Annotated in this window: 24 protein-coding genes; 6 read left to right on the top strand and 18 right to left on the bottom strand. The window is 62.0% G+C overall.

The genetic code is table 11. The features are described from left to right. Positions 1–23: 23 nt before the first annotated feature. From CKW40_RS12450 to CKW40_RS12420, 8 genes are all read right to left on the bottom strand, one after another. A complete protein-coding gene (locus CKW40_RS12450) occupies positions 24–839 on the bottom strand; it encodes a phosphatidate cytidylyltransferase (protein WP_095200159.1) in 816 nt (271 codons plus the stop codon). Then, positions 836–1,570, bottom strand: a complete 735-nt coding sequence (locus CKW40_RS12445) for an isoprenyl transferase (RefSeq protein ID WP_095200158.1) — start codon at positions 1,568–1,570, stop codon at positions 836–838. Before CKW40_RS12445 ends, CKW40_RS12450 begins: the two co-directional genes overlap by 4 nt. 32 nt (positions 1,571–1,602) lie before the next feature. Next, the gene (frr, locus tag CKW40_RS12440) at positions 1,603–2,157 is read right to left on the bottom strand and encodes a ribosome recycling factor (RefSeq protein WP_095200157.1); all 555 of its coding nucleotides are present in this window, start codon (positions 2,155–2,157) and stop codon (positions 1,603–1,605) included. 109 nt (positions 2,158–2,266) lie between these two features. Next, positions 2,267–2,989 (bottom strand): UMP kinase, encoded by a 723-nt coding sequence (gene pyrH / locus CKW40_RS12435; RefSeq protein ID WP_095200317.1) that lies wholly within the window; start codon positions 2,987–2,989, stop codon positions 2,267–2,269. A gap of 144 nt (positions 2,990–3,133) precedes the next feature. After that, positions 3,134–4,243 carry an aldo/keto reductase gene (locus CKW40_RS12430; RefSeq protein ID WP_095200156.1) on the bottom strand — a complete coding sequence of 370 codons (1,110 nt, stop codon included), beginning with the start codon at positions 4,241–4,243 and terminating at the stop codon, positions 3,134–3,136. A 37-nt stretch (positions 4,244–4,280) separates the two neighbouring features. Continuing rightward, a complete protein-coding gene (locus CKW40_RS44600; RefSeq protein ID WP_244571167.1) occupies positions 4,281–4,619 on the bottom strand; it encodes a nuclear transport factor 2 family protein in 339 nt (112 codons plus the stop codon). Continuing rightward, positions 4,616–4,807: a hypothetical protein gene (locus tag CKW40_RS44595; RefSeq protein ID WP_244571166.1), complete on the bottom strand. Its 192-nt coding sequence runs from the start codon at positions 4,805–4,807 to the stop codon at positions 4,616–4,618. The genes CKW40_RS44600 and CKW40_RS44595 overlap by 4 nt, the downstream gene beginning before the upstream one ends. A gap of 67 nt (positions 4,808–4,874) precedes the next feature. After that, entirely contained in the window at positions 4,875–5,303 is a 429-nt protein-coding gene (locus tag CKW40_RS12420) for a nuclear transport factor 2 family protein (protein ID WP_179297932.1), read from the bottom strand. A gap of 114 nt (positions 5,304–5,417) precedes the next feature. Between CKW40_RS12420 and CKW40_RS12415 the strand changes: the two genes are divergently transcribed. Next, a complete protein-coding gene (locus tag CKW40_RS12415; RefSeq protein WP_095200154.1) occupies positions 5,418–6,353 on the top strand; it encodes a LysR family transcriptional regulator in 936 nt (311 codons plus the stop codon). A 13-nt stretch (positions 6,354–6,366) separates the two neighbouring features. On the opposite strand, the gene tsf is transcribed toward CKW40_RS12415, so the two are convergent. From tsf to CKW40_RS12390, 6 genes are all read right to left on the bottom strand, one after another. Continuing rightward, positions 6,367–7,287 (bottom strand): translation elongation factor Ts, encoded by a 921-nt coding sequence (tsf, locus tag CKW40_RS12410; RefSeq protein ID WP_095200153.1) that lies wholly within the window; start codon positions 7,285–7,287, stop codon positions 6,367–6,369. Between the two features lie 110 nt (positions 7,288–7,397). Then, on the bottom strand, positions 7,398–8,180 hold the full coding sequence (rpsB, locus tag CKW40_RS12405) for a 30S ribosomal protein S2 (protein WP_095200152.1): 783 nt from the start codon (positions 8,178–8,180) through the stop codon (positions 7,398–7,400). Positions 8,181–8,357: 177 nt separating this feature from the next. Continuing rightward, the gene (locus CKW40_RS12400; protein ID WP_280175384.1) at positions 8,358–8,708 is read right to left on the bottom strand and encodes a LysE family translocator; all 351 of its coding nucleotides are present in this window, start codon (positions 8,706–8,708) and stop codon (positions 8,358–8,360) included. A gap of 35 nt (positions 8,709–8,743) precedes the next feature. Further along, positions 8,744–8,965, bottom strand: coding sequence for a LysE family transporter (locus tag CKW40_RS45350; protein WP_280175383.1), 222 nt, complete (start codon positions 8,963–8,965; stop codon positions 8,744–8,746). Then, positions 8,962–9,240: a DUF4031 domain-containing protein gene (locus tag CKW40_RS12395; protein WP_027044556.1), complete on the bottom strand. Its 279-nt coding sequence runs from the start codon at positions 9,238–9,240 to the stop codon at positions 8,962–8,964. Before CKW40_RS12395 ends, CKW40_RS45350 begins: the two co-directional genes overlap by 4 nt. A 30-nt stretch (positions 9,241–9,270) precedes the next feature. Next, on the bottom strand, positions 9,271–10,101 hold the full coding sequence (locus tag CKW40_RS12390) for a cell envelope integrity EipB family protein (protein WP_095200151.1): 831 nt from the start codon (positions 10,099–10,101) through the stop codon (positions 9,271–9,273). 138 nt (positions 10,102–10,239) lie between these two features. On the opposite strand from CKW40_RS12390, the gene CKW40_RS12385 reads away from it, so the two are divergent. From CKW40_RS12385 to CKW40_RS12370, 4 genes are all read left to right on the top strand, one after another. Next, on the top strand, positions 10,240–10,704 hold the full coding sequence (locus CKW40_RS12385; protein ID WP_095200150.1) for a RidA family protein: 465 nt from the start codon (positions 10,240–10,242) through the stop codon (positions 10,702–10,704). Positions 10,705–10,717: 13 nt separating this feature from the next. Beyond that, positions 10,718–11,446, top strand: coding sequence for a glycerophosphodiester phosphodiesterase (locus CKW40_RS12380; protein WP_095200149.1), 729 nt, complete (start codon positions 10,718–10,720; stop codon positions 11,444–11,446). Positions 11,447–11,501: 55 nt separating this feature from the next. Next, positions 11,502–12,716, top strand: coding sequence for a GNAT family N-acetyltransferase (locus tag CKW40_RS12375; protein WP_095200148.1), 1,215 nt, complete (start codon positions 11,502–11,504; stop codon positions 12,714–12,716). 106 nt (positions 12,717–12,822) lie between these two features. Beyond that, positions 12,823–13,251 (top strand): HIT family protein, encoded by a 429-nt coding sequence (locus CKW40_RS12370; RefSeq protein ID WP_095200147.1) that lies wholly within the window; start codon positions 12,823–12,825, stop codon positions 13,249–13,251. A 191-nt stretch (positions 13,252–13,442) separates the two neighbouring features. Here the strand turns inward: CKW40_RS12370 and clpA are convergent, their stop codons facing one another. The 3 genes from clpA to CKW40_RS12355 all read right to left on the bottom strand — a co-directional run bounded on the left by clpA (position 13,443) and on the right by CKW40_RS12355 (position 16,853). Then, the gene (gene clpA / locus CKW40_RS12365) at positions 13,443–15,911 is read right to left on the bottom strand and encodes an ATP-dependent Clp protease ATP-binding subunit ClpA (RefSeq protein WP_095200146.1); all 2,469 of its coding nucleotides are present in this window, start codon (positions 15,909–15,911) and stop codon (positions 13,443–13,445) included. A gap of 6 nt (positions 15,912–15,917) precedes the next feature. Continuing rightward, positions 15,918–16,247 (bottom strand): ATP-dependent Clp protease adapter ClpS, encoded by a 330-nt coding sequence (clpS, locus tag CKW40_RS12360; RefSeq protein WP_027051901.1) that lies wholly within the window; start codon positions 16,245–16,247, stop codon positions 15,918–15,920. A 276-nt stretch (positions 16,248–16,523) separates the two neighbouring features. Then, positions 16,524–16,853, bottom strand: coding sequence for a phasin family protein (locus tag CKW40_RS12355; RefSeq protein WP_095200145.1), 330 nt, complete (start codon positions 16,851–16,853; stop codon positions 16,524–16,526). Positions 16,854–17,139: 286 nt separating this feature from the next. On the opposite strand from CKW40_RS12355, the gene CKW40_RS12350 reads away from it, so the two are divergent. Beyond that, positions 17,140–18,579 carry a D-alanyl-D-alanine carboxypeptidase gene (locus tag CKW40_RS12350; RefSeq protein WP_095200144.1) on the top strand — a complete coding sequence of 480 codons (1,440 nt, stop codon included), beginning with the start codon at positions 17,140–17,142 and terminating at the stop codon, positions 18,577–18,579. Between the two features lie 46 nt (positions 18,580–18,625). Here CKW40_RS12350 and CKW40_RS12345 read toward each other — a convergent pair whose 3' ends face one another. Further along, positions 18,626–19,327 (bottom strand): DnaJ domain-containing protein, encoded by a 702-nt coding sequence (locus tag CKW40_RS12345; RefSeq protein ID WP_095200143.1) that lies wholly within the window; start codon positions 19,325–19,327, stop codon positions 18,626–18,628. Positions 19,328–19,368 lie beyond the last annotated feature (41 nt).

Raw genomic sequence — 19,368 nt, 5'->3', positions numbered from 1 at the left:
ATCAGATCGTGGAACGACATCATTCAAATCGGAAACAGCCCCTGTGCCGGATGATCGGCGCCCGCCGAAATCCAGCCAATGACGTATAGGGCAAGAGCCGCCGCGACAAGCCCGTCGACACGGTCCATCACACCGCCATGGCCTGGAATGAGCACGCCCGAATCCTTGCGGCCATGCCGTCGCTTGACCCAGGATTCGAACAGGTCGCCGGCCTGGGCGACAATCGAAAGCACAAGTGCCACAAGGCCGAGCAAGGCCAGGTTGCTGGCACCGGCCGCGGCGGCCAGCAGAACCCCGGCGACAACACCGCCGACAGCGCCGCCGAGCGCACCGCTGCGCGTCTTGCCGGGCGAAATCGACGGCGCCAGTTTGGGACCGCCGACGGCGCACCCGACGAAATAGGCAAAGATGTCGGTCGCCCAGACGACGGCGAACAGGAACAGGATGGCGATAAGGCCGGAATGGTCGCCATCGCGCAGCAGGGCAAGCGACAGGCCGGACACGTTGGCATAGGCAAGACCGCTCGCCTCCCACTGCCCGGTCTTGCGAACGAAGGCGGCAATCGCTGTTGCGGCAATCAGAATCACCACAAGCAGCAGCAGCCAGGATGCGGCAAGCCCGGCAATCAAGGCGCCGATGAAAACGATGACCAGCGCCTCGGGCAGGAAGCCCAGCCCATTGGTCGCGGCTGGCCGCGACATGCGTGTCCACTCGTAAAAGATCATCGCCGACATGGCTGCGCACAGCAGTCGGAAAGGCAGGCCGCCAAGCCAGGTCAGGCCAAGGGCGATGACGGCAAGCACGACCGCTGAAATGACGCGGAGCTGAAGGTTGCTCATCCCGCGGCCGGTCGCGAAGCGACGTCTTGCGGGCCCAATCCGCCGAAACGGCGCTCGCGGCTGGCAAATTCGCGCAACGCCTCGGCGAGGTGCTCGCGGCTGAAGTCGGGCCAATAGCAAGGCAGGAAGACGAGCTCGCTGTAGGCGGCCTGCCACAACAGGAAGTTGGACAGCCTAAGCTCGCCGCTGGTGCGTATGACCAGTTCCGGATCGGGAATGCCTTGCGTGTCGAGACAGCCGGCAAAGCTTTCGGCTGATATCGCTTCGGCGTCGATTTCGCCGCGCGCCACGGCCGCGGCAAGCTTGCGCGCCGTGCGAACGATCTCGTCGCGCCCGCCATAGTTGAAGGCGATCACCAGCGTCAGCGCTTCGTTGCCGGCGGTCAGCGATTCGGCTTCGTCGAGCAGCCCTCTGATGTCGGGCTGCAGCCCTGCCCTGTCGCCGATGATCCTGACCCGCACACCGCTCTGGTGCAGTTCGGCGAGGTCGCGGCGGATGAACAGCTTCAACAACCCCATCAGGTCGCTGACTTCGGACTTCGGCCGTGACCAGTTCTCCGACGAGAAAGCGTAGACGGTCAGGAAGGAGATGCCGAGATCAGGCGCCGCGCGCACCGCCTTGCGCAACGCCTCGACGCCGGCGCGATGACCGGCGAGCCTCGGCATACCGCGCGCCTTGGCCCAGCGTCCATTTCCATCCATGATGATCGCGACATGCGCGGGCGTAGTCATGATCTCGCTTTCGGGTCAGCCGGCAGCCAACCCTAAACCTGCATGATTTCAGCTTCCTTGTCGGAAAGCAGATGATCGATGGTGCTGATCGTTTCGTCGGTAAGCTTCTGGACCTGGTCGGAACGCTTGCGCTGATCGTCCTCGCTGATCGCGCCGTCCTTCTCCGCCTTCTTCAGGAAGTCCATGCCGTCGCGGCGCACATGGCGCGCGGCGACGCGGGCGTTCTCGGCATAGCCATGCGAGATCTTGACCAGTTCCTTGCGGCGCTGTTCGTTGAGCTCCGGCAGTGGAATCCTGAGATTGGTGCCGTCGACGATCGGGTTGAAGCCCAGATTGGATTCGCGGATGGCGCGGTCGACGGCACCGACCATCGACTTGTCCCAGATCGACACCGAGATCATGCGCGGCTCCGGCACCGTGACGTTGGCAACCTGATTGATCGGCATGGTGGTGCCATAGGCCTGCACCTGGATGGCATCGAGCAGATTGCTGGACGCGCGACCGGTCCGCAGCGAAGCCAGGTCATGCTTGAACGCGGCGATTGCCCCATCCATGCGCCGCTTGAGATCGTCGTACTCACCACTCATCTTAGTCTCCTCGACCCGTCTGCCGCGGGTTCACTGCTTCGGGGCAAGGCCCCGTTCGAGCCTGATTTTCGAAAAGCCGGTTTCCCTTTTTGAGGGATCAGGCCCCGGATCATTCGTCCGCGACGACCGTGCAGCGGCCGCCGCCCCTCAGAATATCGCCGAAACCACCTTTTTCGTGGATCGAATAGACGATTATCGGAATGTTGTTTTCGCGCGCAAGTGCAATCGCTGCCGTATCCATGATGGAAAGGCCACGATTTATGACTTCGGCATGGCTGATACGCTCGAAACGTGTCGCATTCGGGTCCTTTTTTGGGTCGGCTGAATAGACGCCGTCGACCTGCGTGCCCTTGAACAGCGCATCCGCGCCGATCTCGGCCGCGCGCAGGGCCGCTGCCGAATCAGTGGTGAAGAACGGGTTGCCGGTGCCGCCGGCAAAGATCACCACCCTGCCCTGGTTCATGTAAGCATCTGCCTGGCGTTGCGAAAAACTCTCGCAGAGTTCGGGCATGGCGATCGCTGACAGCACCACGGCATCGACGCCGATTTTGTGCAGCGAGGTGCGCAGCGCCAGTGAGTTGATGACCGTGGCAAGCATGCCCATGTGGTCGCCGGTGACGCGGTCTCCGCCCTTGGAGGCGACGGCCACGCCGCGAAAGATATTGCCGCCGCCGATGACGACGCCGACCTCGATGCCGAGCGCGCGGGCCTCGGCGATGTCGGCGGCGATGCGATCCACAACCGAGACATCGATGCCGAAATGCTGTTCGCCCATCAACGCTTCGCCCGACGCTTTCAGCAAGACACGTCGGTAGAGGGGCTTCACCGTCATCTGGTCCTCATCATTTTGCATGTGGTATCCGGGGCAGGCATTCGCGCAGGCGCCATCCCAAAACACTGGGTTCCGATACACGAAGGGCGCCGCGATGTCACGCGGCGCCCGACCGGCAAATTTGTGGCAATCATGCCTGATGGATCAGTTGGTGGACACGCTGGCCGGTAGGCCCTCAATAAGCACCGGCGACGCGTAGCCGGAGGGCTTGTCGCCGGTTGCAGCACCACCGGTGACGCGCGCTTGTATCAGCGACCCGAAATAGGAATAGGGGAATGGCGCAGGGGTTCCGCTGACCAAATCCAGCCGGTCGCGAAGCCCTGCCGGAATCTCGAAGTCCAGCGCGCCGAGATTGTCCTTGATCTGGCTGAGCGTCGTCGCACCGAGGATCACCGCGGCAATCCCCGGCTGCGTCGCCACCCAGTTGATCGCGACCTGCGGCATGCTGCGGCCGAGTTCGGACGCAACCTTCTCGAGTTCGGCCACGATGGCCCAGTTGCGCTCGGTGAATTTCTGGAAGCCCGGATGCGTCGAGTTGCGGAATCCGTCGAGCCGGCCTGCATTTCCGGCCTGGGCCGGCCGGTACTTGCCGCTGAGCAGCCCGCTGGCCAGCGGGCTCCAGACCATGATGCCGGCGCCATGGCGCGTGCCGAACGGCACGAACTCGTTCTCGATCGCGCGTTCGGCCAGGGAATATTCGAGCTGCAAGGCCGAGACCGGTTCATATCCACGCAGCTCGGCGATCGCCTGTGCCCGCCCCGCATACCAGGCCGGTACATCGGACAGGCCGACATGGCGCACCTTGCCCATCCGCACCAGGTCATCCAGCGTACGCATGACCTCTTCGGCCGGCGTCAGCCTGTCCCATATATGCATGAGATAGAGATCGATATAGTCGGTGCCCAACCGCTTCAGCGAGGCATCGACAGCCCGCATGATGTTCTTGCGGCCGTTGCCGCCGGCATTCGGATTGCCGGGCTGCATGTTCATGGCGAATTTGGTGGCGATCACCGCGCTATCGCGCAAGCCCCGCTCGGCGATGAATTCCCCAAGCCAAGTTTCAGCGGTGCCACCGGTGTAGAGATCGGCCGTATCGAAGAAATTACCGCCGGCCTCGACATAGGCGTCGAACATGGCGCGGGCCGTATCCCTGTCGGCTCCCCAACCCCATTCCTTGCCAAAGGTCATCGTGCCCAGCGCCAGCCGGCTCACCCTGAGGCCGCTGTTGCCGAGAGTGTAATAGGTCATGGTCATGATCGTCTTCCAATGCTTGTTGATGGATGCCGTTGCGTCACTGGCCCGGCGTCGTCTTGACCCAAAAATTGCCGCGCTCATGCGTCATGCGGAACGCGAAGCCGTCGACCTTCCAGCCGGCAGCGGAGCGCGTCAGGCGGTGCTCATAGGTGCCCCAGACTTCCCAGAGCGGGTCGCCATTGCCATCCATCCGGTTCCAGGCATAGCCGTTGGACAGGACAGTCGCCGTGTCCGCCTCGAGAGCGACCTGGTGATTTGTGCGCAGATGCAGGCTCGTCTTGCTGCCCTTGAGGTTGCCAGCCCAGGCGCCGATCAGATCATCGAAGGCAATGTTGGCCGCAGGCTGCCCGGACAGGCTGCTGAAATCGGCGGTCACCGATCCGCGAAATAGCTGCGCGCCAGTTTCCAGTCCTGTGCGTCGACAGCGCGGTCGATGGCATCGGCAATACGGATGACCGCGCGTTCGTCCGCGAGCGCCTGCCAGCCGGATGGCTCCGCCCCGCCGGCATCGACCGGGGCCAGCCCGATGCCTGCCGCGAATGTCACATGTCTCAATGCGTTCATTTTGGTTCTCCTTGTGTGGTTAGGTCCGCAAACGGAGGGATGATTGGGCGGCTTGGAAGCGTTGCCTTCAGACCTTCGACAGCGCGTCGACCACCACCTGGAACCGACGCGGATCGAAATAGTCGTGGTAGGCGCTGATCAGGCCGTCCTCAAACCGGAAGACGGCAATGTTGCTGTTGGTGTATTCGGAGCCACCCACAATGACGGCGCGATTTTTGTATTCGACGACCACGGCGTCTGAATCGAGCGCCGGATAGACTGCCGTGATTTCGGACTCAAAGGATTCGAAATTGCCGAAAAGTCCCTTGAAGGCAGACAGGATCGCGGCCTTGCCGTCGATGCTGTTTCCAAAACCTGCCGGTGGATAGAAGACCAGGATGCGGCCATTCTCGGCCCAAAGTTCGCCCCAGCTGTCGATGTCCTTGCGGTGCATCAGGTCGAAGAAACTCTGCACAGCCTCGAGATTGCGCGCTTGCCTGGAATGAAAGTCGGTCATCGGAAGGCCTCTCTTGCTGGCTGATGTCAGCCGTTTGGTGCCCCTTAGATGCGCCTTCTTTGCCGCCCCGATAAGATTGCATGATCTGCATGGACTATGCGATATCATGCATGAATGGACCGGGATCTGCTTGCCCATCTGCCTGTTGTCATAGCCGTTGCCCGGCGCGGCGGCTTTGCGCTTGCCGCAGCCGAACTTGGTATGAGTCCGTCCGCCGTCAGCCATGCAGTGCGCCTTGTCGAAGGGCGCATTGGTCAGCCGCTGTTTGCGCGCACGACGCGCAGCGTTTCGCTGACGGAAGCCGGCAAGGTGCTGGTGGAGACGGCGGCCCCTGCCCTTCAGGACATTGGCGAACGGGTGGATCGCATCCGCGCCATCAAAGGCCGGCCATCGGGCCTGCTCAGGCTCAACGTTCCCAACATCGCCATTCCTCTCAGCGTGACGGCCGTGGTTGCGGCGATGGCCGAGCGCTATCCGGATGTGACCGTTGAATTGCTCACGGACCAGGGGCTAGTCGACATTGTCGGCGAGGGATTCGACGCCGGCATCCGGTTGGGCGAGATGATCGCTCAGGACATGATCACGGTACGGCTGACGCCGCCCTTCCGCGCCGTGATCGTCGCCTCCCCAGCCTATATCGGACGGCATGGCCGTCCGCGCAGCGTGGCCGATCTCGCCAACCACAATTGCATCGGTTACCGGCTGGTTCGCTCCGGTGCGCTCTACCGCTGGGATCTGACCGAAGACGGCAAGGACGTCGTTGTTGAGACGAAGGGCACGGTCATCGTCACGGACTCGCTGGCCGCGATTGACCTGGCGCTTGCAGGCGTCGGTCTTGCCTATGTCTTCGAACCGCTGGTGCACGCGGATCTTGCCGCTGGCCGGCTGGTGCAGGTTCTGCCGCAAACAGCGATCGAGGAGCCTGGCCTGTTCCTCTACTTCCCACGCCGGGCGGCGATGGCGCCGAAGCTGCGGGCGTTTATCGACACCGCACAAGAAATCGGCCGGACATCCCTGCGGACATCCGGCCGAAAAACCCTGTCGGAATAAAGCGGTAGGAAGCTTACTTCTTGACCGCGGCCGCGACTTCCGCCGCGAAATCGGTCTCTTCCTTCTCGATGCCTTCGCCAAGCGCGAAGCGCAGGTAGGCGGTGATCTTGGCCGGTGCGCCGATGTCCTTCTCGGCATCCTTCAGCGCCTTCTCGACGGTGATGTCGGGATTGAGCACGAAGGCCTGCTTCAAGAGCACGACTTCCTCGTAGAACTTGCGCAGGCGCCCTTCGACCATCTTTTCGATGATCGCTTCCGGCTTGCCCGACTGACGTGCCTGATCGGAGAAGATCGCCTTCTCGCGCTCGACCGCCGCCGGATCGATCTGCTCCGCGGTCAGCGCCATCGGGTTGGTGGCGGCGACATGCATGGCGACCTGGCGGCCAAAGGCGTTGGCGGCATGTTCATTGCCCGTGGTCTCGATCGCGACCAGCACGCCGAGCTTGCCAAGACCGTCGGCAACCGCGTTGTGGACGTAGGTCGCCACCGCACCATGCGGAACGGTCAGCTTGGCCGAGCGGCGGAAGCCCAAATTCTCGCCGATGGTGCCGACAGCGTCCTTGATGGTGTCGGTGACCGACTTGTCCGAACCCGGATACTTCGCGGCAGCCACAGCTTCCGTCGTGCCATAGGCAAGAGCAACCTTGGCAACGTTGGCGACGATTTCCTGGAACGCGGCATTGCGGGCGACGAAGTCGGTCTCGGAATTGACCTCGACGACAGCCGCCTCGCGCACGCCGGCATCGACGCCGATCAGGCCTTCCGCCGCGGTGCGGCCGGCCTTCTTGTCAGCCTTGGAGATGCCCTTCTTGCGCAGCCAGTCGACGGCCTCTTCCATGTTGCCGTTGGTCTCGTTCAACGCCGCCTTGCAGTCCATCATGCCCGCGCCGGTCAAGTCGCGGAGTTCTTTGACCTGTGCAGCCGAAATGCTCATTGTCGCCTCTTTGTTTTAAATGCACCGACGCACCATCGAATCTCGACAGTGCGTCTGTTTAGCGTGCCAAAATATGAGAAAGATGAAGGCCGTGAACCGGCCTTCGATTATCAAGCCTCGGGGGCTTCCGAAGCCGGAGCCGGATCGAGCGCCGGTTCGATCGGAGCTTCGACCGAAGCGCCGATATCGACGCCGAGCGCGCCCTGCTGACGGGCGATGCCGTCGATCGCAGCCTTGGCGATCAGGTCGCAATAGAGCTGGATGGCGCGGGCCGCGTCGTCATTGCCGGGGATCGGGAAGTCGATCTTGTCCGGGTCGCAGTTCGAATCGATGATGGCAACGACCGGGATGCCGAGACGCTTGGCCTCGAGGATGGCGATCGCTTCCTTGTTGGTGTCGATCACGAACATCAGGTCCGGGGTCGAGCCCATGTCCTTGATGCCGCCGAGCGCCTTGTCGAGCTTCTCGCGCTCGCGGTCGAGGTTCAGGCGTTCCTTCTTGGTGAGGCCCTGAGCCTCGCCGGCCAGCATCTCGTCGAGCTTGCGCAGGCGCTGGATCGAATTCGAGATCGTCTTCCAGTTGGTCAGCATGCCGCCGAGCCAACGCGAATTGACATAATACTGGGCCGAACGCTGCGCTGCATCAGCGACGATGTCGGACGCCTGGCGCTTGGTGCCGACGAACAGCACGCGGCCGCCCTTGGCGACGGTGTCGGAAACCTGCTTCAGCGCCTGGTGCAGCAAAGGCACCGTCTGCGAGAGGTCGATGATGTGGATGTTGTTGCGGGCGCCATAGATGTAGGGCGCCATCTTCGGGTTCCAGCGGTGGGTCTGGTGGCCGAAGTGAATGCCAGCTTCCAAAAGCTGGCGCATGCTGAAATCAGGCAGAGCCATTCTCATTTTCCTTTCCGGTTAGCCTCCACGGACACAGGCATTTTTGGACGAAGTCCTCGAACGCCACCGGAGGTTTCAGCCGGATTTCTCCCGGGCAGACACCAAAGTCCGTGTGTGGAATGAGCGCGCATATAGAGGGGAAGTGCGACAAACGCAAGCGGGGCAGCGTTTTACTGCTCAGCGTGCGGCAATCAGCGCTCCGGTGCCGATCATTGCGCTGCCGGCGAACCGGTTCATCAGCCGCATGCGCTTGGGAGTCCTGAACCAGCCCGACGCCCGGCCGGCAAGGGCTGCATAGACACCCATGGTGAGGATATTGACGCTGATGACGGTGGCCACCACCAGCAGGCCGTCGACAAATGTCAGCGTGTCGAGATTGAGGATCAGCGGCATGATCGAGGCGTGGAACAGGATCGCCTTGGGGTTGCCCAGTGCAATCGACGCGCCAAGGAAGAAGGACCGGGACAATCTCGCCTCAGCCGTCCGCGACTCATTCGATTGCGCGGTCGAGGCGCGCCACATCCTGATGCCGAGAAAGATCAGATATGCGGCGCCGGCATATTTCAGCAGTAGAAAGATCCATTCGAAGGGGCCAAGGCCACCAGCCCGAGCAGTGCCAGCGTGACCAGCACGGCATCGCCCGTGGCGACCCCGACGCCGGCCATGAAGGCACGAAGGAAACCGCGCGACACGCCATTGGTGATGACCGCGAACATCGCTGGCCCCGGTGTGGCGGCAGCAAGCGTGACGGCGACGCAATAGGCGAGAAATGCCGTTGGTGTCATCGCTTGGCCTTTCCATTGGGCACCCGCACGCGCCGGAAGATCGCGACGATCTCCTCGCGGCTGCATTCGATGGCGCCGAGCCGCACCGCGCGGTCGCGCTCGAAGCCGGTTATGTCATAATGTGGAGCGGATGTCTTGGGCGGTCCCTGGTAGGATGAACGCTTGACGCCAAGTGCTGCGGCGAAACGATGCAACTCGTCGGTGTCGTCGGCCATCAGATGGCACCAGCGATGGCCGGCCCACTTCCAGATCGCCGCATCGACGTAGACTGCCATCAAGCCCGCCGCGGCAATTGCACAACCCTGCTATTTCGATACCGGGCAAGGCTTTGTCTGGTCGAACAGCGACAGGTTGACCAGCTTGCCGGTCATCGAGAAGTCGCCATAGTCCATGACCAGATCGCGGGTGATGCCGTTCTCGTGCAACTTGAAGCTGATCCGGTATTCCGGCACTTCTTCTCCGTTCTTGGCGCTGTCGTCGAAATAGGCGATTTCGACCGGCCAGTATTTGTCGGTGGCGAGCTTGGCCAGCGCCGGAGCCTCCGGATCGGCCTTGTCGGCTTCGGTCCTCTTGCCGACGACGACGGTGGTCGCCATCACCTTGTTGGCGTCCTCCGAGCCGTCGAACAGGTTCGTCTGGTAGAAATTCTCGCCTTTCTCGGCCTTACCGATCAGCTCGACCAGATGCTGGGTCGGAAACTGGGTGGCGGCGAGTTCCAGGCTGTTCTTCTCGGGCTTGTCGATATCGACCTTGAGCCCTTTCGCGTCTTTCGTGGCCATACCCTTGACCTCCTTGTCGAGGTTCTGGTCGACAAAGGATTTGGTCACGAACGAAAACGTCTTGCCTTCGGCGTCCTCGAAAGTCGTCGTCTGCTGGTCGGTCAGCCGCGTATTGTCGTTGGTGACGATCTGGGTCACGAAACGGAATTTCACCGTGTAGCCTTCGCAGGCCGAGCCGTTGAATTCGTACACCATGCGACCGGATATGCCTGTTATGCCGGAGCGGTCGGAGGCCTTGTTGAGGGTGAGGTCATACACGGCGCGATGCGCCTGCAGTGCCGGTACGGCGAAAGCGGGGACTATCGGGAGAGCCGCCAATAACAGGACGGCGTGGAATGCAAGGCGCGCTGCGCGCATGAGGTACTCCGATCGTCGCGGCTGATGGCAGGCCGCAGGGAAAGATGGTCCAGCTTAAAAAAAGTCGTGGCGGAAGCGAGGCAAAAATAGCAATTTCGGCCCCGCCAGCGCGGCGCCTTCCAGCAATAGGGAAAAGCAATGAGTGAAACAATCGAAAAGCGGCTAAGTGATCTCGGCGTGACGCTTCCCGTCGCCGCCGCACCCGCCGCCAATTACGTGCCCTATTGCAGGACCGGCAATTTGCTGTTCACCGCCGGGCAATTGCCGCTCAAGGACGGCAAACTGCAGGCGAGCGGCCTGCTTGGCCGCGACGTCGACACGGCAAGCGGCAAGGAGGCGGCAAAATACTGCGCGATCAACATTCTGGCGCAGGCCAAGGCGGCACTGGGCGACCTCGAGAAGATTAGCAGGCTTGTGAAGATCACCGTCTTCGTCGCCTCCGCGGCCGACTTTGTCGAGCAGCATCTCGTTGCCAACGGCGCCTCGGATTTCCTGGTCGCTGCCCTCGGCGAGCGCGGCAAGCACGCCCGCTCCGCCGTCGGCACCGCCTCGCTGCCGCTTAATGCCGCAGTGGAAATCGAAGCGATCTTCGAAGTCGAATGAGCGAAGGCCTGACATGACCGACCTCTCCTGGCTGACCGCCCGGCCCGTTGCCCATCGCGGCTTCCACGACATGAACAAGACGCGCTGGGAAAACACGCTTTCCGCCTTCGCTGCGGCGGCCGAACGCGGCTACGCCATCGAATGCGACGTGCATCTGTCGTCGGATGGCGTTCCCATAATCATCCATGATGACGATCTGAAACGGCTGACCGGACAGGACGGTTTCGTCTGGCAGCGCAGCGCGGCCGAATTGACCGCACTCAAGGTTGGCGGCACATCCGACCAGCTGCCGACGCTGCAGGAAGCGCTCGATCTCGTCGATGGCCGCGTGCCCATGGTTGTCGAATTGAAAGGGATTCCCGGCCGTGACGAAGGCCTGGTGGCGCGCGTCGGCAAGATGCTCAAGCGCTACAAGGGCAAAGCGGCGATCATGTCGTTCGATCACTGGCTCATCCGCGATTTCCCGAAACATGCGCCCGGCATTCCCGCTGGCTTGACCGCCTACGGCAAGGACCTCAAGCTGATCGAAGCGCATTTTTCCATGCTGGCGCACGAACTCTCCTTCACCTCCTACGCGGCCGGCGACTTGCCGAACCCGTTCGTCAGCTTCGTGCGTGAAAAGCTCAAAATGCCTGTCATCACCTGGACGGTGCATGATCAGCCGGCGATCGACCTGACCATCAAATATGCCGATCAGATGACATTCGAGGGCTTCGAACCCGACTTGGTCAAAGTCGCCTGAGCGGAGTGTCTGAAACGTGACTTGTAGCGGCCCGGATGGAGCTTAAATAAGCCTCATGGATCAGGGCGACGATGGCGACGGGCAAACAGCAAATGCGGACTATTCGATCCACATCGCCGCGGGCATCGGCGCGTTCACCTGCGATGAATGGAACGGCTTTGCCGGCACCACGCGCGGCGATGCGGAAAATGGCTATAACCCGCTCGTTTCATTCGCTTTTTTGAGTGCCTTGGAAGATTCCGGATGCGCCGTGCGACGCACCGGCTGGCAGGGACATCATTTGCGGCTGGAGACCGCGGACGGCAGGCTTCTGGGTGCCGTCCCCTGCTATCTCAAGTCGCACAGCCAGGGCGAATATGTGTTCGACCACGGCTGGTCGGATGCCTTCGAGCGCGCCGGCGGTCGCTATTACCCGAAACTGCAATGCGCCGTGCCGTTCACGCCCGTCACCGGCCCTCGCCTGCTGGTCGGCAAGGGCGAGGATCCGGATGCGGTGAAAGCCGGGCTTGCTGCCGGCCTCAAAGTGGTGACCGACAAGCTTGGCGTGTCCTCGGCGCATGTCACCTTCGCCAGGGAAAGCGACGTTGCGACGCTGGAGGCCGCGGGCTTCCTGCATCGCACTGACCAGCAATTCCACTTCTTCAACGAAGGCTTTTCAACCTATGACGACTTCCTCGCCACGCTTGCCTCGCGCAAGCGCAAGGCGATGAAGAAGGAACGGCGCGAGGCGCTTGCCGATGGCATCACCATCGATTGGCTGACCGGCAACGACCTGACCGAAAAGGCCTGGGACGACTTCTTCGCCTTCTACATGGACACCGGCAGCCGCAAATGGGGCCGCCCCTATCTGAACCGCAAGTTCTTCTCGCTGATCGGCGAGCGCATGGCGGACGATATCCTGCTGGTGATGGCCAAACGCAACGGGCGCTACATTGCCGGTGCCATCAATTTCATCGGCTCCGACGCGCTCTACGGCCGCAACTGGGGCTGCATCGAGGATCACCCCTTCCTGCATTTCGAGGTCTGCTACCATCAGGCCATCGACTTCGCCATCGAACGTAAGCTGAAGGTGGTCGAGGCGGGCGCGCAGGGCGAGCACAAGCTGGCACGCGGCTACCGGCCGGTGACCATGCATTCCGCCCACTACATTTCGCACCCCGGCCTGCGCAATGCCGTGGCCGATTACCTCAAGCGCGAGCGGCACGAGGTAGAGCGAATGGGGGAATATCTGGAAGAACATACCCCGTTTCGCAAGGATCTCGAGGAATAGCAGGTCTTTGGCATGGCCGATCTCGCCAGATCGCCCGCCACATCGTCTTGCCGCTCCGGAAGAGCTTCGCTACACGAGACGCGAGGCACAATCCGGAGCGTTCGCCATGACTGCCGCCTATGACACCGACAACATCTTCGCGAAAATCCTGCGTGGAGAAATTCCTTCGCACCGCGTTTATGAAGACGACGCCGTCGTGGCTTTCATGGATGTGATGCCGCAAGGGCCGGGCCATACGCTGGTGGTGCCTAAAGCCCCGTCGCGCAATCTGCTCGACGCCAACCCGTCGACCTTCGGCCCGCTTTTCACGGTTGTCCAGAAAGTGGCTCTGGCAGTGAAGAAGGCGCTCAATGCCGACGGCGTCACCGTCCTGCAGTTCAACGAGCCGGCCTCCGGGCAGACGGTCTATCACCTGCATGTCCATGTCATCCCACGCTTCGACGGCATTCCGTTGAAGCCACACACGGGCGCGATGGAAAAGCCTGAAGTGTTGACCGAGAACGCCGGGAAAATTCGGGCAGCACTCGGAAGCTGACCCGCACCTCGTTTCGCGGACTGGAAGAAAGGCTGCGCCTTGAGCAAGCAGCTCTGCTGGGTGCCACCTCGCATCAGCCGCTGGCGGATCACATGCGCGCACTGTTCAGGGCTGAGGATCGACTGGCCATAGCCACCCTGTTGCCCAAATGAAAAAGCCCCGTTTCCGGGGCTTTTTCGAGTGAGTGCCGATCAGCCCTTGCGGGGCAGTTGCGGGACCAGGCTGCGCTTGCCGCCGTCCTTGCCCTTGGGCTCGGGCTTCTGCGCCACGATCTTCTTCGCGGCAGGCTTCTTGGCCACGGCCTTGGGCGGCTTCGGCGCGTCTTCCGGCTCTTCCTTCTTCGGCTTCACCGGCGCCTCGTCGGCCAGCGATTCGAGTTTCAGGCCGGTCTCGCCGGTTTCCTTCTTCTCGACGGTGACGCGCACCGTGCCGCCCTTCTTGAGCTTGCCGAACAGCACCTCGTCGGCCAACGGCTTCTTGATGTGCTCCTGGATCACACGGCCGAGCGGCCGCGCGCCCATGCGCTCGTCATAGCCCTTGTCGGCGAGCCAAGCGATCGCATCCGGCGACAGGTCGAAGGTGACGCCACGCTCGGAGAGCTGCGCCTCGAGCTGCATGACGAACTTCTGCACCACCTGATGGATGACCGGCACCGGCAGCGAGCCGAACGGGATGATCGCATCGAGACGGTTGCGGAACTCCGGCGTGAACAGCCGGTTGATCGCCTCGACATCGTCGCCTTCGCGCTTGGTCGAACCGAAACCGATCGCCGCGCGCTGCGCATCGGATGCGCCCGCATTGGTGGTCATGATCAGGATGACATTGCGGAAGTCGATCTGCTTGCCGTTGTGGTCGGTCAGCTTGCCGTGGTCCATCACCTGCAACAGGATGTTGAACAGGTCCGGATGTGCCTTCTCGACCTCGTCCAGCAACAGCACGCAGTGCGGATGCTGGTCGACACCGTCGGTCAACAGGCCGCCCTGGTCGAATCCGACATAGCCGGGAGGCGCGCCGATCAGCCGCGAAACGGTGTGGCGTTCCATATACTCCGACATGTCGAAGCGGATCAGCTCGACGCCAAGCGAGGCGGCGAGTTGCTTGGCGACTTCGGTCTTGCCGACGCCGGTCGGACCCGAGAACAGATACGAGCCGATCGGCTTTTCCGGTTCGCGCAGGCCGGCACGGGCCAGCTTGATCGCCGAGGTCAGCGCGGTGATCGCGGTGTCCTGACCATAGACGACGCGCTTCAGCTCGATGTCGAGGCCCTGCAGCACCTTCTCGTCATCGGCCGAAACCGTCTTCGGCGGAATGCGCGCCATGGTGGCGATCGTTGCCTCGATCTCCTTGATACCAATGGTCTTCTTGCGCTTGGCTTCCGGCACGAGCATCTGCGAGGCGCCGGTCTCGTCGATCACGTCGATCGCCTTGTCCGGCAGCTTGCGGTCGTTGATGTAGCGCGCCGACAGTTCCACCGAAGCCTTGATCGCCTCGTTGGTGAACTTCACCTTGTGGAATTCCTCATAATAGGGCTTGAGGCCCTTCATGATCTCGATGGCGTCCTCGATGGTCGGCTCGTTGACGTCGATCTTCTGGAAGCGCCGCACCAGAGCGCGATCCTTCTCGAAGAACTGGCGGAATTCCTTGTAGGTGGTCGAGCCGATGCAGCGGATCGCACCCGACGACAAGGCCGGCTTCAACAGGTTCGACGCGTCCATGGCGCCGCCTGATGTCGCACCCGCACCGATCACCGTGTGGATCTCATCGATGAACAGAACCGCGCCGGGATAGTCCTCGAGTTCCTTGACGACCTGCTTCAGCCGTTCCTCGAAATCGCCGCGGTAGCGCGTGCCGGCCAGCAACGTGCCCATGTCGAGCGCGAAGATGGTGGCGTTGTGCAGCACCTCGGGAACGTCGCCCTCGACAATGCGCTTGGCCAAGCCTTCAGCGATCGCCGTCTTGCCGACGCCGGGATCACCCACATAGAGCGGGTTGTTCTTGGAGCGGCGACACAGCACCTGGATGGTGCGGTTGATCTCCGACTCGCGGCCGATCAGCGGATCGATCTTGCCGGCCTTGGCCTTGTTGTTGAGGTTGACGCAATAAGCCGTCAGCGCATCCTGCTGCTGCTTTTTCTTGCCGCCTTCCTCTTGCGGCTCGGCGCCGTTCTGGCCGCCCTGCTCGTCATCGGCGCCGCGCGGCGAACGCGTCTCCGACGCACCGGGGCGCTTGGCGATGCCGTGCGAGATGTAGTTGACCGCGTCGTAGCGGGTCATCTGCTGTTCCTGCAGGAAATAGGCGGCGTGGCTCTCGCGCTCGGCGAAGATCGCGACGAGCACATTGGCGCCCGAGACTTCCTCACGGCCAGACGACTGCACATGGATCACCGCGCGCTGGATGACGCGCTGGAAGCCGGCGGTCGGCTTGGAATCCTCATCGTAGCCGGTGACGAGATTGTCGAGCTCGGTGTCGATATAGGTGAGAACAGTGTGCTTGAGCTCATCGAGATCGACATTGCAGGCGCGCATGACGGCGGCCGCCTCAGTGTCGTCGATCAACGCGAGCAGCAGGTGTTCAAGGGTTGCGTATTCGTGGTGCCGCTCATTGGCGAGCGTCAGCGCCTGGTGAAGCGCCTTTTCCAGGCCTTGGGAGAAAGCCGGCATGTTACCTCACTTCTTCTCCATCACGCATTGCAGCGGATGCTGATTCTGTCGGGCGAAATCCATGACCTGAGACACTTTGGTCTCGGCCACCTCGAATGTATAGACCCCGCACTCGCCCACTCCATGATTGTGAACATGAAGCATGATGCGTGTGGCGGCTTCGCGGTCCTTCTGGAAAAAACGCTCCAGCACGTGAACCACGAACTCCATCGGAGTGTAGTCGTCGTTGAGGATGAGGACCCGGTAAAGGCTGGGCTTCTTGGTTTTGGTTTTGGTGCGCGTGATGACGGCCGTCCCGCGGCCGGCTTCATTGCCGTCGCCGCTGCCGTTTTGCATCCGCGCCACTTGTCTCGTGGCAGTCAAACCGATCGTCACGTAATCCTGCCTCTTTCGAATCCTCATGCGAGTTCGACATGTAGGTGTTCGATGGACGATTTTAAGCCCTTCTGGTTAGCTGACAATATGGCTAGGTGACCAACTTGGCGGATTTTCGCAATCGTGAAGCGCAACGCGGCTCCAGATCGGAAATTGGCATGAAAAAACCCGGCCGCGTTTCCGCGACCGGGTTCTGTCCCGGGCCCAAAGGGCCGAATCTGAAACTGTCGGGCGAAATTACTTCGCCTTGGCAACGATCGATTCGAACGGCTTATAGGCTTCCTTGGCGAGTTCGGCATAGAGGTCGCCGATCTTGGTGGCCTCGGCGACGAACGCCTCGTAGGACTGCTTGGCATAATCGGACTGAATCTCGATCGCCTTGTCCAGCGACTTGGCCGAAAACAGCTTCTCGACGGCGGCGCTGCCAGCCTCAAAGCTCTTCTTGGTGTATTCACCGGCCTCAGTGGCGATCGCCTGGGCGCCCTTGGAGAGCGAAGCGAAGCTCTTCAATCCGGTGTCGGCGAATTCCTTGCCGTATTTGCTGAAGTCCTCATAGGTCTGGGTCATTTCGCGATTCCCTTGACGGTTGAGGCGTCCTTCTTCGGGGCGCCCTTGTGCAATGCACTAGAGTATATTGTGCGCCGCACAAAAGTCAACATTTCGCCGGCGTGCGGAGCCCCGCCTGCGCAGGCAATGGCTAAAAATCAAATAAAGTGCGTTTCAAGCCCGAAGAAAATGGTGAACGCGGCGGTTACCATAAACGGATTGGTAACGCTGCCCCGCTAGTTTGGCTGGAAGTGAGGCAGGACCCTTTGCCGCCTCCAACGCAACGAAGAATTCAAGGGAAATATCAGTGCGTAAGGCGTTGTTGGGCATCGTTTCCAAATCCACCTCCCCTCTCAAAGCGATCATGGTCTTCGCCCTGGCGTTGACGTTCGTTTGCGCCGACGTTGCCTCCTCACTGGCAGCGCGGCAGGCAGCTATTGTCGTGGACGCCAAGACGGGCAAGGTGCTGTATTCCGTGGATGCCAATGGCAGGCGCTATCCGGCGTCGCTGACCAAGATGATGACGCTTTATCTGACCTTCGAAGCCATGGCGAAGGGCAAGATCAGCAGGAATTCGCCGGTCGTGTTTTCGGCTCACGCCTCCGCCGAGGCGCCGACGAAACTCGGCGTGAAGCCGGGCGGTTCGGTCACGGTCGAAACCGCGATCCTGTCGATCGTCACCAAGTCTGCGAACGACTCGGCCACCGCGCTCGGCGAAATGCTTGGCGGCGATGAAACGACTTTTGCCCGCATGATGACCGCCAAGGCGCGGCAGCTCGGCATGAACGGCACCGTCTTCCGCAATGCCAACGGCCTGCCCGACCCCGGCCAGTTCACCACCGCGCGCGATATGGCGACGCTCGGCATCGCGCTCAGAGAGCATTTTCCCCAGTACTATGGTTATTTCTCGCAGCGCTCCTTTCTCTACGGACGCCAGCGCATCAACGGCCACAACCGTCTGCTCGGCCGCATCAAGGGCGTCGACGGCATCAAGACCGGCTATACCCGCGCCTCCGGCTTCAACCTTGTTTCGTCCGTATCCGACGGCAACCGCCGCCTTGTTGCCGTTGTCATGGGCGGCACGTCGGGTGGCAGCCGCGACAACCAGATGGCATCGCTGATCAACACCTACATGCCGAGGGCCTCGACCCGCGGCGGCGGCGATCTGGTTGCCAAGGCCGACAGCAGCAACCCGATCAAGGCCCTTGCCAAGGTTCTCCTGCCCAAGCACGACGCGCCGACCCCGGACGACAAGCCGGTGGCGGTGGCCAGCGCCGACGACACATCCGTTGCCGAAGACGCGACTGTTGCGCAGGGTGATGACGAAGAGAGCGCCGAGGCCGAAGCACCCAAACTGGTTGTCCCGGCAAAGAAGGTGAAGACGGTCATTGTCGCCGCGCCCAAGGTCGCCACGGCACAGGTCGTGGCCGCCTATGCCGAGCCGGCACCGGCTGCTGAGCCGACGCCGACCGTCGATCCGGTCAACACCGCTTCGGTGCCGTCGGGCTGGGCGATCCAGGTTGCGTCCTCGCCAAAACAGTCGGAAGCCCAGGCATTCCTCGACAAGACCACCAAGCAGGCGCCGAAGGTGCTGGCGGCTGCCGCCGGCTTCACCGTCGCCTTCGACAAGGACGGCGTCACCTATTACCGCGCCCGCTTCGGCGGCTTTGGTTCGAAGGACGCCGCCTGGAAGGCCTGCACCGCTTTGAAGAAGAAGAAAATCGAGTGCTTCGCCGTCCAGCAGTAGGACGGCGTGGAAGCGATCTCCCGGAAAAATTCTGCGTCGAAGGAGACTAGTTGTGATTGGAGAGCAAGACGTCCTTGGCTTCGTTGATTCGCGCCGCCAGGAAAGACGTGCCGCCGATATCGGGGTGCAGGCGCTGCATCAAGCGGCGGTGCGCCTTGCGGACATCCGCCGCGGCGGCCCCCGCTTCAAGACCAAGGACCTTGTAGGCCTCCTCCTTAGTCATGGCGCCCGAACCTGGCGCAACACCCAGCCCTTCGCCACCGTTCGTCTCAGTGTTTTTGCGCCAGACGGGAAATCTGCCGTCAAGATACGTCTCTAGCAACTGGCGGCTCTCCGCGTCGCCGGAGAGTTCGCGGTAGAGATGCTGCAGCTCCGCAAGGCCCATCGCGCCAAGCATCTTGCCATCATGGCGACCGGCCAGGACCAGTCCTTCGAGGCCGCCCGTATTGTGATCCAGCTCCATTTCGAGCGCTGCCGTCCGCACCGTTGAGCGTTTTCCCGGCGCCGGCCTGACATCGGGCCGGTTCGCGCGCGTTGCGGCGTACCAGCCGATCGCCACGAACAGCATGATGCCGCCGATTCCGCTTCGACCAACCAGAAGCACGGCGCCGCCCACCAGCGCCAGCAAGATCGGCCCGAGTGTTCTCATCCCGCTTGCAAGCCGGGCCGGATCAGCCCGCAAAAAGGCCGAGGCTACGCCCATGAGCACCAGCAGCAATGCGACCAGACCGATAATTGCGCCTAACATTTCCCACCGCCCCGCAGATACCCTGTCCGTTTGGACAGCCG

The sequence above is a fragment of the Mesorhizobium carmichaelinearum genome (genome assembly GCF_900199455.1).
Classification (GTDB): Bacteria; Pseudomonadota; Alphaproteobacteria; order Rhizobiales; family Rhizobiaceae; genus Mesorhizobium; species Mesorhizobium carmichaelinearum.
Note: the sequence above shows the minus strand (reverse complement) of the source record. Positions and strands in the feature narration are given on the sequence as shown.

Bases quoted from the DNA above. Each gene is read 5' to 3' on its own strand.
- CKW40_RS12450 (WP_095200159.1), bottom strand. From the start codon at position 839: ATGAGCAACCTTCAGCTCCGCGTCATTTCAGCGGTCGTGCTTGCCGTC.
- CKW40_RS12445 (WP_095200158.1), bottom strand. From the start codon at position 1,570: ATGACTACGCCCGCGCATGTCGCGATCATCATGGATGGAAATGGACGC.
- frr (WP_095200157.1), bottom strand. From the start codon at position 2,157: ATGAGTGGTGAGTACGACGATCTCAAGCGGCGCATGGATGGGGCAATC.
- pyrH (WP_095200317.1), bottom strand. From the start codon at position 2,989: ATGACGGTGAAGCCCCTCTACCGACGTGTCTTGCTGAAAGCGTCGGGC.
- CKW40_RS12430 (WP_095200156.1), bottom strand. From the start codon at position 4,243: ATGACCATGACCTATTACACTCTCGGCAACAGCGGCCTCAGGGTGAGC.
- CKW40_RS44595 (WP_244571166.1), bottom strand. From the start codon at position 4,807: ATGAACGCATTGAGACATGTGACATTCGCGGCAGGCATCGGGCTGGCC.
- CKW40_RS12420 (WP_179297932.1), bottom strand. From the start codon at position 5,303: ATGACCGACTTTCATTCCAGGCAAGCGCGCAATCTCGAGGCTGTGCAG.
- CKW40_RS12415 (WP_095200154.1), top strand. From the start codon at position 5,418: ATGGACCGGGATCTGCTTGCCCATCTGCCTGTTGTCATAGCCGTTGCC.
- tsf (WP_095200153.1), bottom strand. From the start codon at position 7,287: ATGAGCATTTCGGCTGCACAGGTCAAAGAACTCCGCGACTTGACCGGC.
- rpsB (WP_095200152.1), bottom strand. From the start codon at position 8,180: ATGGCTCTGCCTGATTTCAGCATGCGCCAGCTTTTGGAAGCTGGCATT.
- CKW40_RS45350 (WP_280175383.1), bottom strand. From the start codon at position 8,965: ATGACACCAACGGCATTTCTCGCCTATTGCGTCGCCGTCACGCTTGCT.
- CKW40_RS12395 (WP_027044556.1), bottom strand. From the start codon at position 9,240: ATGGCAGTCTACGTCGATGCGGCGATCTGGAAGTGGGCCGGCCATCGC.
- CKW40_RS12390 (WP_095200151.1), bottom strand. From the start codon at position 10,101: ATGCGCGCAGCGCGCCTTGCATTCCACGCCGTCCTGTTATTGGCGGCT.
- CKW40_RS12385 (WP_095200150.1), top strand. From the start codon at position 10,240: ATGAGTGAAACAATCGAAAAGCGGCTAAGTGATCTCGGCGTGACGCTT.
- CKW40_RS12380 (WP_095200149.1), top strand. From the start codon at position 10,718: ATGACCGACCTCTCCTGGCTGACCGCCCGGCCCGTTGCCCATCGCGGC.
- CKW40_RS12375 (WP_095200148.1), top strand. From the start codon at position 11,502: ATGGATCAGGGCGACGATGGCGACGGGCAAACAGCAAATGCGGACTAT.
- CKW40_RS12370 (WP_095200147.1), top strand. From the start codon at position 12,823: ATGACTGCCGCCTATGACACCGACAACATCTTCGCGAAAATCCTGCGT.
- clpA (WP_095200146.1), bottom strand. From the start codon at position 15,911: ATGCCGGCTTTCTCCCAAGGCCTGGAAAAGGCGCTTCACCAGGCGCTG.
- clpS (WP_027051901.1), bottom strand. From the start codon at position 16,247: ATGCAAAACGGCAGCGGCGACGGCAATGAAGCCGGCCGCGGGACGGCC.
- CKW40_RS12355 (WP_095200145.1), bottom strand. From the start codon at position 16,853: ATGACCCAGACCTATGAGGACTTCAGCAAATACGGCAAGGAATTCGCC.
- CKW40_RS12345 (WP_095200143.1), bottom strand. From the start codon at position 19,327: ATGTTAGGCGCAATTATCGGTCTGGTCGCATTGCTGCTGGTGCTCATG.